The 17,619-nt window shown below is 66.9% G+C and carries 15 protein-coding genes; 7 read left to right on the forward strand and 8 right to left on the reverse strand.

All coding sequences use genetic code 11. From position 1 onward, the window contains the following. The first annotated feature begins 7 nt into the window (after positions 1-7). Positions 8-2,125 carry an acetate--CoA ligase family protein gene (locus HACJB3_RS02220; RefSeq protein ID WP_008418389.1) on the forward strand — a complete coding sequence of 706 codons (2,118 nt, stop codon included), beginning with the start codon at positions 8-10 and terminating at the stop codon, positions 2,123-2,125. Here the strand turns inward: HACJB3_RS02220 and HACJB3_RS02225 are convergent, their stop codons facing one another. After that, complete coding sequence (locus HACJB3_RS02225) at positions 2,126-3,115, reverse strand: LLM class flavin-dependent oxidoreductase (RefSeq protein WP_008418387.1); 990 nt, start codon at positions 3,113-3,115, stop codon at positions 2,126-2,128. A 101-nt stretch (positions 3,116-3,216) separates the two neighbouring features. Between HACJB3_RS02225 and HACJB3_RS02230 the strand changes: the two genes are divergently transcribed. Next, on the forward strand, positions 3,217-3,714 hold the full coding sequence (locus HACJB3_RS02230; RefSeq protein ID WP_008418385.1) for a redoxin domain-containing protein: 498 nt from the start codon (positions 3,217-3,219) through the stop codon (positions 3,712-3,714). A 6-nt stretch (positions 3,715-3,720) separates the two neighbouring features. Here HACJB3_RS02230 and pdhA read toward each other — a convergent pair whose 3' ends face one another. Continuing rightward, entirely contained in the window at positions 3,721-4,833 is a 1,113-nt protein-coding gene (gene pdhA, locus HACJB3_RS02235) for a pyruvate dehydrogenase (acetyl-transferring) E1 component subunit alpha (RefSeq protein ID WP_049934511.1), read from the reverse strand. 485 nt (positions 4,834-5,318) lie between these two features. Between pdhA and HACJB3_RS02240 the strand changes: the two genes are divergently transcribed. Together HACJB3_RS02240 and HACJB3_RS02245 are read left to right on the forward strand one after the other, a co-directional pair. Further along, positions 5,319-6,224 carry a bile acid:sodium symporter gene (locus HACJB3_RS02240; RefSeq protein ID WP_238532793.1) on the forward strand — a complete coding sequence of 302 codons (906 nt, stop codon included), beginning with the start codon at positions 5,319-5,321 and terminating at the stop codon, positions 6,222-6,224. Between the two features lie 72 nt (positions 6,225-6,296). Continuing rightward, positions 6,297-7,247 carry an alpha/beta hydrolase gene (locus HACJB3_RS02245; protein ID WP_008418379.1) on the forward strand — a complete coding sequence of 317 codons (951 nt, stop codon included), beginning with the start codon at positions 6,297-6,299 and terminating at the stop codon, positions 7,245-7,247. A 15-nt stretch (positions 7,248-7,262) separates the two neighbouring features. On the opposite strand, the gene gfo6 is transcribed toward HACJB3_RS02245, so the two are convergent. Beyond that, on the reverse strand, positions 7,263-8,330 hold the full coding sequence (gfo6, locus tag HACJB3_RS02250; protein WP_008418377.1) for a D-xylose 1-dehydrogenase Gfo6: 1,068 nt from the start codon (positions 8,328-8,330) through the stop codon (positions 7,263-7,265). 187 nt (positions 8,331-8,517) lie between these two features. Here gfo6 and HACJB3_RS02255 point away from each other — a divergent pair, with 187 nt between their 5' ends. From HACJB3_RS02255 to HACJB3_RS02265, 3 genes are read left to right on the forward strand one after another with little or no spacing between them, the layout of a single operon-like run. Further along, positions 8,518-9,561 carry a thiamine pyrophosphate-dependent dehydrogenase E1 component subunit alpha gene (locus HACJB3_RS02255; RefSeq protein WP_008418375.1) on the forward strand — a complete coding sequence of 348 codons (1,044 nt, stop codon included), beginning with the start codon at positions 8,518-8,520 and terminating at the stop codon, positions 9,559-9,561. Continuing rightward, positions 9,561-10,562: an alpha-ketoacid dehydrogenase subunit beta gene (locus tag HACJB3_RS02260; RefSeq protein ID WP_008418372.1), complete on the forward strand. Its 1,002-nt coding sequence runs from the start codon at positions 9,561-9,563 to the stop codon at positions 10,560-10,562. Before HACJB3_RS02255 ends, HACJB3_RS02260 begins: the two co-directional genes overlap by 1 nt. Positions 10,563-10,564: 2 nt before the next feature. Continuing rightward, positions 10,565-11,551, forward strand: coding sequence for an NAD(+)/NADH kinase (locus tag HACJB3_RS02265; protein WP_008418370.1), 987 nt, complete (start codon positions 10,565-10,567; stop codon positions 11,549-11,551). Positions 11,552-11,568: 17 nt separating this feature from the next. Here HACJB3_RS02265 and HACJB3_RS02270 read toward each other — a convergent pair whose 3' ends face one another. From HACJB3_RS02270 to HACJB3_RS02290, 5 genes are all read right to left on the reverse strand, one after another. Continuing rightward, positions 11,569-12,927 (reverse strand): E3 binding domain-containing protein, encoded by a 1,359-nt coding sequence (locus HACJB3_RS02270; RefSeq protein WP_008418368.1) that lies wholly within the window; start codon positions 12,925-12,927, stop codon positions 11,569-11,571. A 270-nt stretch (positions 12,928-13,197) separates the two neighbouring features. After that, complete coding sequence (locus HACJB3_RS02275; RefSeq protein WP_008418366.1) at positions 13,198-14,298, reverse strand: mandelate racemase/muconate lactonizing enzyme family protein; 1,101 nt, start codon at positions 14,296-14,298, stop codon at positions 13,198-13,200. Positions 14,299-14,373: 75 nt separating this feature from the next. Continuing rightward, positions 14,374-16,587 (reverse strand): LUD domain-containing protein, encoded by a 2,214-nt coding sequence (locus HACJB3_RS02280; RefSeq protein ID WP_008418364.1) that lies wholly within the window; start codon positions 16,585-16,587, stop codon positions 14,374-14,376. After that, positions 16,580-17,092, reverse strand: a complete 513-nt coding sequence (locus tag HACJB3_RS02285; protein WP_008418362.1) for an LUD domain-containing protein — start codon at positions 17,090-17,092, stop codon at positions 16,580-16,582. The genes HACJB3_RS02280 and HACJB3_RS02285 overlap by 8 nt, the downstream gene beginning before the upstream one ends. 97 nt (positions 17,093-17,189) lie before the next feature. Next, a complete protein-coding gene (locus HACJB3_RS02290) occupies positions 17,190-17,618 on the reverse strand; it encodes a universal stress protein (RefSeq protein WP_008418361.1) in 429 nt (142 codons plus the stop codon). Between the last annotated feature and the right edge of the window lies 1 nt (position 17,619).

Here is a 17,619-nt window from a genome sequence, read left to right on the forward strand (position 1 = left end):
GTCGAGTATGAACACCGAGCGGATGGCGGCGCTGCTCGCGCCCGATTCGATCGCGGTCGTCGGCGCGAGCCCCGACTCGTGGTACGCCTCGAACCTGATCGAGAACCTCGCCGAGTACGGCTTCGACGGCGAGGTTTACTACGTCAACCCGAGCCGTGAGGAGGTCTGGGGCGAGCCGTGTCACGATTCGATCAGTGACGTGCCGGTCGTCGATCTGGTGGTGGTAAGCGTCCCCCGCAAGTACGTCCTCGGGGTCGTCGAGGACGCCGGCGAGATGGGGGTCCCGAGCGCGCTGGTCATCACCGCCGGCTTCGCCGAGGCTGACGACGAAGGTGCGGCCCTCGAAGCGAAACTGGGCGAATTGGGAGAGACGTACGGCATGGCGATCTGTGGGCCCAATACCATCGGACTGGCGAACACCCACGACGAAACGGTGATCACCTCGACCTGCTCGCGAAAACCCGGCGCGGGCTCCATCGGGCTAGTGAGCCAGTCCGGCGCGCTCGCGTTTACGACCTTCTACGAGCGAGCCGCCGACGAGGACATCGATTTCGCCTATATCGTCGCGACCGGCAACGAGGCGGGTCTCTCGATGGCCGACTACGTCGAGTTCATGGCCGATTCCGACCGGGTCGAGGCGATCTGTGCGTACATCGAGGGGATCGACGACCCCCGGCGGTTCGTCGAGAGCGCGAGCGAGGCGGTCCGAGGGGGGACGCCGGTCCTCGCGACGAAGGTCGGCCGGTCCGCCGTCGCCGAGCAGGCCTCCCTCTCGCATACGGGCTCGGTGACGGGCGACGCCGCCGCCTGGGACGCCGCCTTCGAGCGCGCGGGGGTCGAGCGGGTCCCAGACATCCCCGATCTGCTCGGCAGGTCGCGCGCCCATACGGCGTTCGACCCGCCGGAGAGCGCGAACGTCTGTCTCGCCTCGACCAGCGGCGGGCTCGCGAGCCTCCTTGCGGATATGGCCGCCGAACGCGACCTCTCCCTGCCGCCGCTGTCGGGTGACACCGAGCAGGCGTTGCTCGACATGGAGGACTTACTCACCTTCGGTGCGATGTACAACCCCGCCGACATTCGTGGGTATGGCGCGGACGTCCTCCCCGAGATCGCGGAGGTCCTGTTCGCCGACGACGCCTTCGACGCCTACGTCTTTGCGGTCGGACTGCCGGCGGTCGGCGAGCGCGCCGAGGAAATCGCGGACGCCATGCTCCGGGTGCGCGAGATGGCCGACGACCCCGTGCTCTTCCTCTGGACCGGCCGGAAGGCGAGCGAGGACGACTCGCCGCTTCCGTACGAGCGGGTGCGCCGGGAGACGCCGCTGTACTACGACCCCGGCCGGTGTCTCGACGCGCTTTCCTCGCTGGTCCGCTTTGGCGAGCGAACCGGCCAGGGCACGCCACGACCGCTGACCGACGTACCGGCGGTCGAGACGCCAACACTCCCCGCCGGGCGGGTGTTGACGTGGACGGAGGGCGCGACACTGCTCGAAGCAGGTGGGATCGAGCCCGCCGAGACCCGACTCGTGACGAGCACCGGGGAAGCGACCGACCACGCGAACGCGATGGGCGGGCCGGTCGTCCTGAAGGTCGACTCCAGAGACCTCCCCCATCGTAGCGACGCGGGTGCGGTCGCAGTTGGCGTGGAGCCAGCAGACGCAGCCGACGAGTACGAGCGGGTGATCGGAAACGCTCGCGAGCATCTGGCCGACGCCGATCCCGCCATCGAGGGCGTGCTCGTTCAGACGATGGCGGCCCTCGACGCTTCGACGGAGGTGCTGGTCGGCGTCTCGACCGACGAGAGTTTCGGGCCCGTCCTGACGGTCGCGCCGGGTGGGGAACTCGTCGAACTGTTCGGCCCCGACGCCGGCATCACCTTGCTCCCGCCGGTCGAGCCCGCCGAAGTCCGTACGGCTATCGCCGATACCCCACTCGGCGAGCTCTTGAGCGGGTATCGCGGCCGGTCAGCGGGCGATCTCGATGCCCTCGCGAGTCTCGTGAGTCGGGTCGGCGACCTCGCGGTCGGCGCGCGCGAACCGCGAATCGAGGAGCTCGATCTGAATCCCGTGCTCGTGGGTCCTGATGGCGTCTCGGTCGTCGATATCCTCGTACGCACCGGGCGCTGACTACAGGTTCGGAAGCACCTCCTCGCCCATCAGTTCGAGCGACTCACAGACCCGTTCGTAGGGGAGCCCGGGCCAGTGTGAGCGCACGAGGACGTGGCTCGCGTCGAGCTCCTCCTCGTAGCGTTCGAGCTCCGCACAGACCTCCGCGGGTGTCCCGAGGACGAACCGGTCCTCGGCGAGTTCCTCGAAGGGGCGGTGGAGGTCTTCGGTGTCCTCCATCGCCTCGTCCTGTCCCCACGAGACGTACCGCCGATACTTCTCTTCCAGATGCTCGCGGGCGACCCAAACGGCTTCCTCGCGGGTCGGTGCGACGAACGCCTCACGGATCACCGGTACCTCCGAACCCTCCCCGCGTTCAGCACGGATCGGGTCGTAGCACCGCTCTTTCTGCTCGGCGATCTCCCCGACCGTCGCATGGGGATTGACCAGCCACGCGTCGGCGATGCGGGCGGCGCGCTCGACCGCCCGATCCGCGTTCGCGGCCAGCCAGATTGGGATCGACTCTGGAGGCCGGATCGGGATCGTCGCGTCCTCGACGGTGTAGAACTCGCCGTCGTGGGTGACACTTTCCTCGGTCAGCAGTCGCTCGGTCAGATCGAGCCCTTCGATCAGACGTGGGACGCGCTCGGCCTTTGGGACCCCGAAGGCCTCGAACTCGACGTCGCGATAGCCCGCCCCGACCCCGAAGGCCGTCGGGCCGTCGTGGAGCGCGTCGATGGTCGCGATCTGTTCTGCGATCTCGACGGGGTGATGAAAGGGCAGGAGGACGATCCCGGTCGCGATCTCCATGTCCTCGACCTCGCCGGTGAGGCGCGCGAGGAAGGGCAACAGCTGTAGCTGCGTGAAATCCGAGAGGTAGTGTTGGCCCGCCATCACCTGATCGAAGCCCGCCGCCTCCGCGGTCCTCGCGATTCGGAGCATCCCCTCGCGGAGCTCTCGGCCCGTCTCGCTCGCGACGGTCTGTGGGTTGACGTAGACGCCGAATTTCATGCCACGGAATGGCTCGCTCGCCGTTTAAGCGTTCGGACGGCGGGCGATACGACGGTTCGGTCCACCGGCAGTCCTAAGAGGCGACCCGACGACCGGGCATCATGATCGAGACAGGCGAGTCGGCGCCCGATTTCACGGTCCCGATCGCCCGCGGCGAGGCGTACAACGATGTCGGCGAGTTCACGCTCTCGAAGCACCTCGGGGACGGTCCCGTCGTCCTCGCCTTCTTCCCGGCGGCCTTTACCAGTGGGTGTACCGAGGAGATGTGTACCTTCCGCGATTCGTTGAGCGCCTTCGAAGAGGTCGATGCCAGCGTCTACGGCATCAGCACCGACCTCCCCTTTGCCCAAAACGAGTTCATCCGCCAGGAAGGGCTTACCTTTCCACTGCTGAGTGACTACGAGCACGAGGTCATCCGCGCCTACGATGTCGTCCGAGAGGGGTTTTACGACGTGATGTCCGTCGCCGAGCGCTCGGTGTTCGTCATCGACGGAGACGGGGAGATCGTCTACCGGTGGGTCGAAACCGGCAACGAGCGGGACTTCCCCGCGCTCGTCGAGGAGATCCGCGAGACCGTCGAGGCGGTCGCGGCCGACTGACCGACCTCACTCGTCGGCCAGCAACGCCTCGTCGCCGTGGTCCTCGCGCAGGCGATCGAGGGACTCGCGCTGTTCGTCGAGCCGCGGGGTCGGTTCCGCGAAGGCGAATTCGAACATCTCGCTCGGGTCGGCCTCGTACTCCTCGGCCCGGTCGATCAGGTCCGTGATCGACGCTTCGATCCCCTCCTCCATCTCGGCGATCCGGTCGTCGTCGAGCACTCCCTCGTCCCGAAGAAACCGTTCAAAACGGTCGATCGGGTCCTTCTGGCGCCACTCCTCGACCTCCGCGTCGTCGCGGTACATCGAGGGGTCGTCGGCGGTGGTGTGAGCGCCGTAGCGGTACTGAACCGCCTCGATCAGCGTCGGACGGGCCTCGCTTTCGTCGGGATCGAGCGCCTTCTGTCGGGCGGCCTTTGTCACTGCGTACATCGCGAGCGGGTCCATGCCGTCGACCTGCACGCCCTCGAACCCGTAGGCCGCCGCCTTCCCCGCGAGGGTCTCGCTCATCGTCTGGCGTTCCCTCGGAATCGAAATCGCCCACCCGTTGTTGTTACAGACGAAGACCGACGGGGTGTCGAACACCCCCGCGAAGTTCATCGCCTCGTGGAAGTCGCCCTCGCTCGTCGCGCCGTCCCCGAAGTGTGCGACGGTCGCTTTGTCGTCCCCGTCGAGTTTCGCGGCCCACGCGTAGCCGACGGCGTGGGGGAGGTGGTCGCCGATGGTGATGTTCAGCGGGAGCACGTCGAGGTCGGCAAGACGGGCGTTGCCGGCCTCGTGGCCCATCCAATAGAGGAGATACTCCCAGGGCATTCCCCTGGGAACGAGCGCGCCGTGCTCGCGGTACTGATAGGAGAGCACGTCGCCGTCGGCCAGTGCGTAGGTACTGCCGATCTGTGCGCCCTCCTGGCCGGCAAGCGACGAATAGGTCCCCATGCGCCCCTGGCGCTGGAGGCTGATCATGCGCTCGTCGAAGCGCCGACAGAAGCGCATGTCTCGATACATTCGCTCCAGCGTCTCGGGTGGGAGATCGGGAACGAGATCGGGCGCACGGACGCTCCCGTCGGGAGCGAGCACCTCGATTCGGTCCTCGGGTGCCCGCCGTAGTAGGGGTCGTGCCATCGTGTCGGTACGGTCGGGGAGCGGAACCATAAAAACGCCCGCCCGTGGTCTCGGAAAAGCCACATTCGGATATCAGAAATCTTTATTATGGTGCGTGCTATACAACCACATACGCCTGCCGCCCGGGCGACGCGCGGTGGGTAACAGACCGATCGCATCGCGTTCCGACTACCACGGAAACACACTATCGATCGAAAACAAGCCAACCACGCGCCAAACAGGTATCGCTCGCTCACTGCCGTATCGCCCGCCAAACAGGTATCGCCCGTTGATTACTGCGTCACGGCGGTCCGACTTCGGTCCTCCCTGTCGGGTCCGCCGACTCCGTGTTCTCCCGATAGCACCGCATCAACCCCTCGGTAGTGACGGTCGGCGTTCCCGGCCGGCGATCGACCGGCCCGAGACGTTTCGAGGGTTCGCTGAGCGACGGATTTTTGGTTCCGTTCGTCCGAGAGTCCGGGTATCGCGAAACAGGGAGCCGATACGTGAACCGACCGTGGAACCGATACGTCGCGCGGGCGAGACGCTTCGAGAACGTGTGGCTCGTCCTCGGGGCGGTCGCCCTCGGGGTCCTCGTTCCGGGGCCGGGCGAGTACGCGGACGTCCTCGTTACCCCGCTCGTGGTCTTTCTGATCTACGGCTCGCTTCGCGGGATCGAGGTGGCGACCGTCGAGTACCGCTCTTACGGGCTCGTGATCTGCTGTTCGCTCGTCGTCTCGTACGTCCTGTTGCCCTTCGGGGGGATCCGGGTCGCCGGGGCGTTCCTGACCGGGGACGCCCTGCTCGGGATGGCGATCGTTCTCGCCGCGCCGACGACGGCCGGCAGCGCGATTATCTGGACCCGGCTGGCCGGGGGTGACTCGGAGGTGGCCGCGCTCGTCTCGATCAGCTCGCTCGCCGTCGCACCGCTTGTCACTCCCGTCGTGCTTTCCTCGCTTCTGGATCGACGGGTTGCGGTCCCCGCCGAGACCATGGTGATCGACCTGCTGGTCATCGTCCTCGGGGGTGTCGCGCTCGCGGTCGTGCTCCCCGATCGCCTGATCAGTGACGTCGCCGTCGACCGGGCCTCCGGTCTCGCGATCCTGTGTCTGATCTACTCGAGCATCGCGAGCGTCGACATCGGGGCCATCGACCCGACGGGCCTGGCCGTCGTGATGGCACTCGTGGTGTCGCTGCTCGGCGCCGGGTTCGTCCTCGTGCGATCCGTCGGCGTCAGGATGGGCATCGACCGCTCGACGTACCTCCCGCTGTTTTTCACCGCCGGGCTGAAGAACCTGGGTATCGCGCTGTTGATCGCCTTCGCCTACCGCTCCGTGATGGTTGTCGTCGTGATCGTCACCTACTACGTCCTCCAGCAGCTCGTCGGCGCCCTCATCGCCGACCTCGCGTGAGGATCGTCGTCCGCACTCGATGGCTCTCCCATACATTGTTAATAGATAGCACGTGTGAGTGATAGCAGAGCCATGGCGACCGAACTCCATCCGCAGGCTGAGGAACTGCTTCACGACCTTTCGGCGAGTGGCGTCCCGCCGCTGTATCGCCAATCGGTCGCCGAGGCCCGCGATACGTACCTCGAGTTGACCGTCACGGATGGGGAGCCGGAACCGGTCGAACGGGTCCTCGAGACGGCCTTCGAGGGCCCGAACGGGTCGGTGCCGGTTCGGGCATATGATCCCGGCGACGACGGCGAGACGCCCCGGTCGGCGCTCGTCTTCTATCACGGCGGAGGCTGGGTCGTCGGCGATCTCGACACCCACGACCTCGCCGCGCGTGCGCTCGCGAACGCGGCCGGGTGTGTCGTCGTCTCGGTCGACTACCGTCGCGCGCCCGAACACCCGTTTCCCGCGGCCCTCGAAGACTGCTACGGTGCACTCGAGTGGTTCGCCGATGACCCCGATCTCGGGGTGGCGATCGACCCCGGCCGGATCGCCGTCGGCGGCGACAGTGCCGGAGGGACCCTCGCGGCGGGCGTCGCGTTGCTGGCGCGCGACCGCGACGGCCCCGACATCGCGCGCCAACTGCTCGCCTACCCCGTGACCGACCACGCCTTCGACACCGATTCGTACACCGAGAACGCGAGCGGCTACTTCATCACCCGCGGGGACATGGAACGGTTCTGGAACGAGTACCTGGAGGTCGATTTCGACGGTGCCCACCCGTACGTCTCCCCGCTTTGCGTTTCCGATCTCGCCGGGGTGGCACCGGCGACGGTCCTAACTGCAGGATTTGACCCGCTTCGCGACGAGGGGCGGGCCTACGCCGACCGCCTTGAGAACGCCGGCGTCCCGGTAACCCGACTCGAGTATCCCGACATGATCCACGGCTTTCTCACGATGCTCGCCGACCCCGAGTGGGACCGGGCCCGGGAGGCGATCGATGCCCTCGCGAACGACCTGCGTGACCTCGGGGACTGATCCCGAGTCTCGGCGTCAGTCGAGCCGAACGCGCTCGCCCGATTCGGCCGACTCGTAGACGGCTTCGAGCAGTTCGAGGTCCGCGATGCCGACCCCGGCGTCGGGTTCGGGGTCAGTCCCAGTGAGCACCGCGTAGCCGAAGTGATCGAACTCCTCCGTGACCTCGTCGACGGTCGGCCCGGTCACCGTCGCCTCCCAGTCGTCGCGTTCGACCGTGAGATCCCGGTCGACGTTGAACCAGAACGCAGGCTCGATTCGGAGCGTTCCCTCGGTGCCGGTGACCTCGACCCAATCGTTGTACGCGCCGGTGAAGCTCGTCGAACACGACGCGGTGACGTCGTTCTCGAACCGGACGGTGTAGTTCGCGCGCTCCTCGACGCCCTCGTCGAACGCCTCGTGATCGGAGACGGTTTCGCCCTGGACGGCGACGGCCTCGCCGTCGGCGAAGAAGCGTGCGGCCGTCGCGGTGTAGACCCCCGCGTCCATCAGCGCGCCGCCGCCCGCGAGCTCGCGATCGATGCGCCATTGGTCGGGCCCACCCATTTCCAGCACCGGGAAGGAGAACTGGACATGGACCTCGGTCACGTCGCCGACGACGCCGTCGCGCACGAGTTCGCGGGCGCGCCGGAAGTCCGGCTCCATCCGCGGGCGGTAGGCGACCATCAGCGCCACGCCCGCCGCCTCACAGACCTCCCGCAGGCGCTCGGCGCGCTCGACGGACTTCTCGATGGGCTTCTCCGTGATGACGTCCTTTTCGAGTTCGGCGGCCGTCTCGACGTATTCGAGGTGGCGTCCGGTCGGCGTCGAGACGTATACCGCGTCGTAGCCCTCCTCGGCCTCGCCCTCGTGGAACTCCTCGTAGGAGAGGACGCGCTCGGCATCGACCTCCTCGGCGACCCGTTCGCCCTTCTCGGGCGAGCCGGTGACCAGCACCGTCGTCTCGCAGAACTCGCCTTTCTCGATGCCGGGAAGCGCCTGCTCTCGGGCGAACCCGCCGAGACCGACGACGGCGAGTCGCACCGTCCCGTCGGGCGATTCGTCCTGCCAGTCGCGGCGCGTGAACTCGTCGAGATAGGATCGCATCCCCTGACCATTGGAGCGCCCTCTCGGAAAGCGTGACGCTCGCGGCGAGCCGTTTCCGGAGGACAGCCATTTATGAACGCGGAGCTCCCCATCGTGGTTTCCTGCTCCGCACGCGACCGACCCGCCTCGATTCACGACAATAGGTAGCACCCAACAGTTATTATCGATCGTTACGTTTTACTTCGCGATGCCAACCATCGATCTGGAGACCGAGACCGGACGCGAGGAGGCGTTGCGGCGGATGCTCACGATCCGACAGTTCGACACGACGGCGGGCGAACGGTTCGCCGACGGCGAAATACCGGGGTTCGTCCACCTCTACATCGGCGAGGAGGCGGTGGGGGTGGGCGCGTGTGCTGCCCTGGAAGACGACGACTACATCACGAGCACCCATCGGGGCCACGGCCACTGTATCGCGAAGGGGCTCGACCCCAAACCCATGATGGCCGAACTCTACGGCAAACGCGAGGGCTACTGCAACGGGAAGGGCGGCTCGATGCACATCGCGGACGTCGACGCCGGCATGCTCGGAGCGAACGGGATCGTCGGGGCGGGCCCGCCGCTGGGGACGGGCGCGGCGCTGACGATCGACCGGAAGGACGAGGACCGGGTCGCACTGTCGTTTCTGGGCGACGGGGCGGTCGCCCAGGGGCAGGTCCACTCGGCGGCGAACCTCGCGGCGACGTGGGACCTCCCCGTGATCTTCCTCGTCGAGAACAACGGTTACGGCGAGGGGACGCCGGCCGAGATGCAACACAACGTCGAGAACCTGAGCGCCACCGCCGGCGCGTACAACGTCCCGGGGATCACCGTCGACGGGATGGACATTACCGCGGTCAACGAGGCGGTGACGGAGGCCCGCGAACGGGCCCGCGCCGGGGACGGCCCGACGTTCATCGAGGCCGAGACCTATCGGTTCCACGGCCACTTCGAGGGCGACGAGGAGCTGTATCGGGAGGACGACGAGGTCGAACGCTGGCAGGCCCGCGACCCCATCGAGACGTTCGCCCAGCGCCTGATCGACCGGGACGAACTCACAGACGAGGAGTACGAGGCCCTCCAGTCGGAAGTCGAGACGACCATCGAGGAGGCCCTCGAATACGCCCAGAGCGCGGAGGAGCCCGCCCCCGAGGAAGCCTACGACGACATGTTCGCCGCCGAGGTACCCGAAATCACGGAGTTCGCACGGCGGGTGCGTGCGGACGGGAGCGGTCACGGGGGTGAGCGCTGATGGCCAGCGCCGGCCTCGAGGCCGAACAGACGGAGACGATGACGGTGCGGGAGGCGATCCGCGAGACGCTGCGCGAGGAGTTGGCCCGCGACGAGGACGTCTTCCTGATGGGCGAGGACATCGCGACGATGGGCGGCGTCCTCGACGTCACCGGCGACCTCCACGAGCAGTTCGGCAAGGACCGCGTGCGGGATACGCCCATCGGCGAGTCGGGGTTCATGGGCGCGGCGACGGGTGCGGCCGCCACCGGCTCGCGTCCCGTCGTCGAGATCATGTTCTCGGATTTCGTGGGGGTCGCGATGGAACAGATCATGAACCAGATGGCGAAGATGCGCTACATGTTCGGCGGGAAGACCGAGATGCCCGTCACCGTCCGCACCACCGAGGGCGGCGGTATGGGTGCGGCCAGCCAGCACTCGGGGACCGTCCACTCCTGGATCGCCCACTTCCCCGGGTTGCTGGCCGTCGCCCCCGGAACGCCCGCCGCCGCCAAAGGACTCCTCAAGTCGGCGATCCGCTCGGACGATCCCGTCTTCTTCTTCGAGAACAAGATGATCTACGAGCAGTCGGGCGAGGTGCCCACCGACGAGGACTTCACGATCCCGCTGGGCGAGGCCAGCGTCGAGCGCGAGGGCGCGGACGTAACCGTGGTCGCGACCCAGCGACTCGTCGGCGAGTCGCTATCGGTGGCCGACGACCTCGAGGGTGATACCGACGTCGAGGTGATCGACCTCCGGTCGCTGTACCCGCTCGATACCGACACCATCGCCGAGAGCCTCGCGAAGACCGGTCGGCTCGTGGTCGCCGACGAGAGCCCGCTTTCGTATGGCGTCCACGCGGAGGTGATGGCTCGCGCGGTCGAGGACGCCTTCTACAGCCTCGACGCGCCGATCCAGCGGGTGGGCGTGCCCGATACGCACATCCCCTTTAGCCCCTCGCTCGAACGCGAGGTCGTCCCCGACAGCGCCCAAGTCAGGGAGGCCATCGAGCGGATCGCCTAACGGTGGGCGAGACGGTCGGACTGATTGTCAATCCCGCCGCCGGGCGCGACATCCGGCGACTGACCGGCGGCGCGAGCGTCGTCGACAACTACGCGAAGCGCCGGGTCGCAGAGTGCGTCCTCGAGGGCCTGACTAGCGTTCCCGACCCGCCGACAGCGCTCGTAATGCCCGATACGGCGCGGATCGCCGCGAGCGCCGCCGAGGAGGTCCCGGACGCCGAGACAGCGCTGCTCGATCTCGCCATCGAGGGGTCCGCCGCCGACACCCGCCGGGCCGCGGCGCGCTTTCGCGAGGAGGCCGACGCGATCGTCGTCCTCGGGGGCGACGGGACGAGCCGCGACACCGCCCTCGAATGCGGTGAGGTCCCACTCGTTTCGGTCTCGACGGGGACGAACAACGTTGTCCCCACGGCGGTCGACGGCACGGTCGCCGGGGCGGCCGCCGCGCTCGTCGCGACCGGCGCGGTCGAGGAGCAAGACGTCACGTATCGCCACGGAATGGTCGAGGCCCACACGGCATCGGGCGAGACCGTCACCGGGCTGGCGTCGGTCGAACTCTCGAACCGGTCGTTTATCGGAACCCGGGCGACGCTCGACCCCGCGGACCTCGCCGGCGGGATCGTCTCGCGGGCGAACCCCGCCGACATCGGCCTCAGCAGCGTCGCGGGTGCGATCGCGTCGCTCGCACCCGACGATTCGGGGGCGATCGGGCTCCGACTCGTCGATCCCGACCTGGCCCCACGGACCGGCCGGGCGATCGTCGCGCCCGGCGTCGTCGCCGGGGTGGGAATCGAGGACCAGCGCCACCTCGCCGAGGGGGAGTCGATGACCGTCGACGTCGAGGAGGGCGTCGTCGGAGCCGACGGCGAGCGCGAACTCGAACTCGTCGACGAACTCGTCGAATTCCGCTCGGCCGAGCGGGGCCCGCGGCTCGTCTCCGTGGCGACACTCTTCGAGGCCGCCGCCGGTACCGGCGTCTTCGAGGACTGACGACCCGAAAACCGAGTCTACCGCCGATACGTCCGCAGGACGAGTTCCGGGATGTCCCCGATCCGTTCGAGCAACGTCTCGAGGAACGCTTCGGCGTCCCCATCGTCGAGAACGCGCGGGTCGTAGGCCAGCGACAGCGACAGACACCGTTCGAGCGAGACGCCGTTCTCGGCGGGTGTAGCTCGCCGGCGCGAACTGTCGACCAGCAGTCCGGCGACCGTCGGAGCCGTGGGAAGCGACTCGACGCCGCCCTCGAACTCCTCTTCGAGTGCGAGCGCGAACGTCGCGTGCTTGTCCGAGGCGTCGCTTGCGCCCGAGGTGGCTCCGCGCCGGGCCGCGACGAGGTCCGCGAACGACCGGTCCTCGACGCCCTCGATCACGGGCGTGAGCAGTTCCCCGTCGGATTCGGCCGCGAGCGCGACGTCCTGTCGGGACCTGAGCTGGTGAGTGTCGTCCGCGAACGTCCCGTTGAACGCCGGATGGGCCTCGAGTGCCGCCGAGACTGCCACGAGCAACACGTCCAGTTGGGAGGTCTCGAGGTCGAAGGCTCGCTCGGCGAGGTCGGTCGTCTCGATCAGGGTATCGGCCGTCTCGCCCGCGACCACGAGCGTCGCGGTGCGATACCGGTCCCGACTCTCGGCCCGTTCGTCCCCGGTGACCGTGGGTTCGGCGGTCGCCGGCGCGTCCTCGACTGCGGCCTCGACGTCGTCTTCGGTGATCGCACCCCCCGGTCCCGAGCCCTCGACGACGCTCGGATCGACCCCGAGTTCCTCGGCGCGGCGTCTCGCCCGGGGTGAGGCTTTGACCTGCTCGGTCGCCGTCCGAGCGCTCTCGCCCCCGGACGCCGCCGCCTCGACGTCGTCCTCGGTGATCGCTCCCCCCGGTCCCGAGCCCTCGATGGTGGCGAGCGCGACGTCGAGTTCCGACGCCCGGCGCTCGGCACGGGGCGAGGCCTTCGGTTTCTCGCCCGTCTGCTGGGAACTCGACGTCGCGCTCGTGGTTCCGTCGGCGTCCGCGGTCGCTTCGACCGGCTCCTCCGGCTCGGCCGGTTCGGCGGTATCCCCCGAATCCGCCGATTCAGCCGAGGCCGCCTGCTCCCCGTCCTCGAACTCCTCTGTGAGCGAGCCGATGTCCTCCTCGGCGCCGGCGACGATCCCGATGGGCGTTCCCGGCGGAACCGTTTCGCCCTCCTCGAGGTCGATCAGCCGGAGGACACCGTCCTCTCGGGCCTCGATCTCGCCGATACTCTTTTCGGACTCGATCTCCGCGATCACGTCGCCCTCCTCGACGGGATCGTCCTCCCCGATGTGCCATTCGAGGAGCGTTCCCCGTTCCATTTCGAGCCCTAGCTTCGGCATCTTGACAACGTATCCCATGGCAACACCCGACGGGTTCCGTCGATAAAAATCCCGCTCCCGGGACCGTCGTCCATCGTGATGTGATCGCCGCCTCGGTCACCGGTGGCGGTAGACTTATCCTCGGGTGTACTAAGCTATCAAACAGCTACTGCTATCTGTATCGAGAATTGAGAACACGACCTATCCGAACCCTCGATTGCGTGAGAACCACGCGTTCGGGACGCCGGACCCGCTTCTGTGTTCCTCCTCGACGGTGGTCGTCGGGTTTCGATCCCGTGTTCGTTTCGGTCAGTCCTCCCGATACCGCTCGACGTCCTCGAAGGCCATCCCGTGTCCCGGACGGGCCGGCGGCCGGATCCGACCGTCGTCCACCGCGACCGGGTCCGCGAGTAGTTCGTCGAGCACAGTCGAGTGATGTTCGATGTACGGGACGTTGTCGGCCGCACACGCGAGGTGAGCATGGAGCGGCTCGATGTAGTGGGGTGAGACGGCGAGTCCGGACGTGGCCGCCAGATCCGCGACGATCATCCAGGGCGTGATCCCGCCGACCCGACAGACGTCGGGCTGGAGGTAATCGACGGCGTTCTGCTCGGTCAGCTGGCGGAACTGCGTCTCGTTGTAGAGGTTTTCGCCGGCGGCGATCGGGACGTCGACGTGGCGACGGAGGTCGGCGTACGCGGCGTAGTCCCCCTTGGGCAACGGCTCCTCGAACCACGTCATCGCGACGTCATCGAGTCGGTTCGCGAACCGTCGTGCTTCCGGAAGCGTATACGAGCAGTTCCCGTCGAGCATCAGATCAAGGTCCGCCGGCAGTGCGTCTCGAACGGTCCGTACCCGTTCGACGTCGCGGTCGATTGACGATCCGACCTTCATCTTCATCCCGGCGAACCCGTCGTTGGCGATCTCGCGTGCGTTCTCGACGAGCGTATCGGCGTCGTACTGGAGCCAGCCACCGTCGGTCTCGTACATCGGAACCGGCTCGCGGGTTCCGCCGAGCAGTTCACACAGGGGGAGATCGGCCCGCTTGCCAAGGAGGTCCCAGACCGCGATGTCGACCGCCCCGATGGCGAATTCGCTGATCCCCTCGCGACCGATGAACGTCGTCTCGCCCCGGAGGGCCTCGCGGACGGTGCGCGGAGCGACCGGTTGTCCTTCCAGTCGTGGGATGAGTTCGTCGTCAAGGAATCGCTTGGTCGCAGCCCCGCCGCGGCCGATCGTGTAAGTGAACCCGAGGCCGCGGTGGCCCTCGTCGGATTCGACAGTGAGCGAAACGATCTCGAGGACGTCGAACGACTGGGTCGCGTCCTCGAGCGTCTGCTCGTTCGGGATTCGATAGAGGCTGGTCTCGGCCGTTCGGATGGTCCCGGCTCCCGCCGTCGGCTCGCTCATTTCCGTCGGGGACGCATCGGTGGTACAAAACAGTTTGCAACCCTGTCGGCGGGCCCGGTTCGCTCCGTTTGGGCCCTAGCGGTCGACGGGATCGAGCAGTTCGATGGGATGGCGCGACTCCGCGGTGAGAAGCGAGTCGAGCTGTTCCATACAGGACGTCCCGCTGGCGACGACGGTTCGCTCGTTTTCGACCGGTTCGAACTGTGTCGCGAGCGTTTCACCGACGTCCATGCTGAGTTCGTAGTATTCGCTCTTGTAGCCGAAGCTCCCGGCCATCCCACAGCATTCGACGTCGGAGGTCAGAACGTCGTACCCGAGCCGCTCGAGGACTGTCTCGGTGTACGATTCGAGGCCGAGCGTTCGTTGCTGGCAGTGGCTGTGGTACGCGACGCCGTTGCCGTCGCCGTCGGGTAACGCCGCGATATCCGCGCCGTTCTCTAGGAGTCCGTACACGAACTCCAGTATCTCGTAGCTCCCCTCGTCGATCCGTTCGTGCGCCGCCGCGGGAAGCAGCTTCTCGTATTCCCGTCGGAACATCGCCAGATCGCTCGGTTCGATGACGACCACGTCGTAGCCGTCTTCCAGGTAGAAAAGCAGCGACTCGGCGACGCTCCTCGCTTTCCCTTCTGCGGTCGCGATCATCCCCTGTGACAGCGGTGCGCGTCCGGACCCGCCGACGTCCGGAACGACGACCTCACAACCCAATGCCTCCAGAACGCGAACGGCGGCCTTGCCGCGCGCCGTCTGGACGTAGTTCGTATAGACGTCCGGATACAGGACGACACGGCGTAGTGGATCCTCGACGTGTGTGTCCCGCGAGCGGGCCCACTTTCGCAGCGTCGTGCGCTCGAACGTCGGCAGGTCGCGTCGAGCGTCGATCCCGACGGTCGATTCCATCGCTTTTCGGGCCACGCCGCTGGAAGCGACGAGATTCGAGAGGGGGGCCGTCGCGCTGCCGATCTTCGCTGCGGTCTCGAAGTTCCCGAAAAAGCGTTTGCGAAGCGGCGTTCCGCTCTCTTCCTCGTCGGGGACGAGCCCGTCGACCAGCAGGTCCTCGAAGCCGGGGTCCTTGCCGCGGTTGATGCGGTCGCGCACGACCGTGTTGATCCACGGGATGTCGATCTTCACCGGACAGGCGTTCACACAGCGCGAACAGCCCGTACAGAGGTCGTTGAACTCCTCGGCGACGTCCAGACCCTCGATGCCGGCCTCCCAGCCCGTGGCGATGCCACCCGTGTACGTCTCCCCGCCGAAGGCGTGCCCGCCGACCGACTGGAAGTTCGCACACGAGTTCGCACAGGCCCCACACCGGATGCAGTACAGCGTCTCGCGCAACTCCTCGTCCTGTCGCATCGCACGCCGCCCGTTGTCGATGAGCACGAGGTGAAAGTCCCGATCCGCGTCGTTGCCCCCGAACTCCGGTTCCTCGGCCCGGTCGAAGTCGATCGTCGGTGTCTCGACCGGCGGCGTCAGCAACGAGAGGTACTGGGGGATGTCCTGTCCGGTCGCCGACCGCGAGATGAGCTCCGCGAACGGTTCCAACTCGGCGACCGATGGGATGATCTTCTCGATGCCGGCGACGGCGACGTGCGTATCGGGGATCGAGGCGCACTTGCGCGCGTTGCCCTCGTTGGTCACCAGCGCGATCGAGCCGCTCTCGGCCATGACGAAGTTCGCCCCGGTGATGCCGATATCGGCCTCGTCGATGCGCTCGCCGAGGAACTCCCGCGCGAACGCCGTCAGTTTCTGTGCGGAGTCGAGTGGCTCCTCGGGGTCGAACTCCCGTTCGAACAGCGCCGTGATCTCCTCGCGGGACTTGTGCAGCGAGGGCCCGACGATGTGGGAGGGGGACTCCTCGGCGACTTGAATGACGAACTCTCCGAGGTCAGTCTCCCAGACGCCACAACCGTTCGCCTCGAGGGACTCGTTCAGATCGATCTCCTCGGTCGTCATCGACTTCGATTTCACGACGCTGTCTGCGTCCTTCTCGGCCAGTACGGTTCGGATATATCGGTTCGCGTCCGCGGCGTCGTCGGCGACGTAGACCGTCCCGCCGTTTTCCTCGACGGCCCGTCTGGTCCGGTCGAGGAGCTCCGGCAGCCGGTCGATCGACTCTTCTTTTATCTCCCGCGCCTGGGTTCGATACCGTTCGTGGGTCTCCGCCCCGACGGTCTCGACGGCATCGTAGCGTGCGGCGTTGAACAGCCGCGTGTTCTCCTTGATCTCCTCGCTCTCGGTTCGCAGCAGGGTGCGGATGCGCTCTGCATCCGATCGGGTCGACTCACTCATCGTCCCTGACGATCACGATATGAACCCGCTCTGGACCGTGCACGCCTTGGACGAGCGCTCCCATGTCGCCCGTCGAACTGGGTCCGGTGGCGAGAACGAACGACTGGCGTCCCGCCGCGAACTCGGAGCGGAGCCACTCAAAGGCCTCCGAGAGGGTCGATCGGATCTCGCTTTCCTTGACGACGACCACGTGAAACTCCGGATACAACGCCACGAACTCGTCGCCGTCGGTGCTCGATTCGACGACGACGGTCCCGAGCGAGGCGATACTCAGTCGCGAACCGGTGACTCCCGTCGTCGCCTCGCGTAGCTGTGAGGGGGACGGTCCGAGCGTCACCGGCAGCCCCGAGAGGGAGTGTCCGTCGAAGGCGAGTTCGGCACCGACCGCCGGAGGTTCGATGATCTCGGCGAGTTCGGTTTCGAACTCCTCGGGCGTGACGACCGTCGAGGGCGTGTCTAATCGCGACAGTGATTCCTGGAACTGCTGTACTGAACCCGCACTCATACTAGCCGACACGGAGCCCCTAGAGATAAATCTTGCAGTATTTTTCTCGATGGATACCCGTGACGAATCCGGGTTCAGTACCGATCGACGGTTTCGCCTATTCGGGTGTCGTGAGCGTGACGACGGGCCGATCCGCGTTCAGCAGGATCGACTGCGTGACGCTTCCGAACAGCGCCTTTCCGACCGGCGAGCGCGACCGACCGCCGATGACGATGTACCGGGCGTCGACTTCCGCCGCGTATTCGACGACCTTTTTGCCGGGGTTGCCGACCCGACCCACCACCTCGTAGTCGGCCGAAACGACCTCGTCGAGCCCCTCCGCTGCTCGGCCGGCGGCGTTGTCCTCTACGGACCCCGTGTCCGTCTCCCGGGTGCCCGATTGTTTCTCGACGATTCGCGTATACTCCGTCTCCTCGGTGACGTGCACGAGATGAAGGCGGTCGTCGAACGCTCGCGCCAGTTCGTCCGCCCGTGCGGCGATCTCTCTCGACTGGTCCGAATCGCTGATCGCTGCGACGATGACCATA

The organism is Halalkalicoccus jeotgali B3, assembly GCF_000196895.1.
Classification (GTDB): Archaea; Halobacteriota; Halobacteria; order Halobacteriales; family Halalkalicoccaceae; genus Halalkalicoccus; species Halalkalicoccus jeotgali.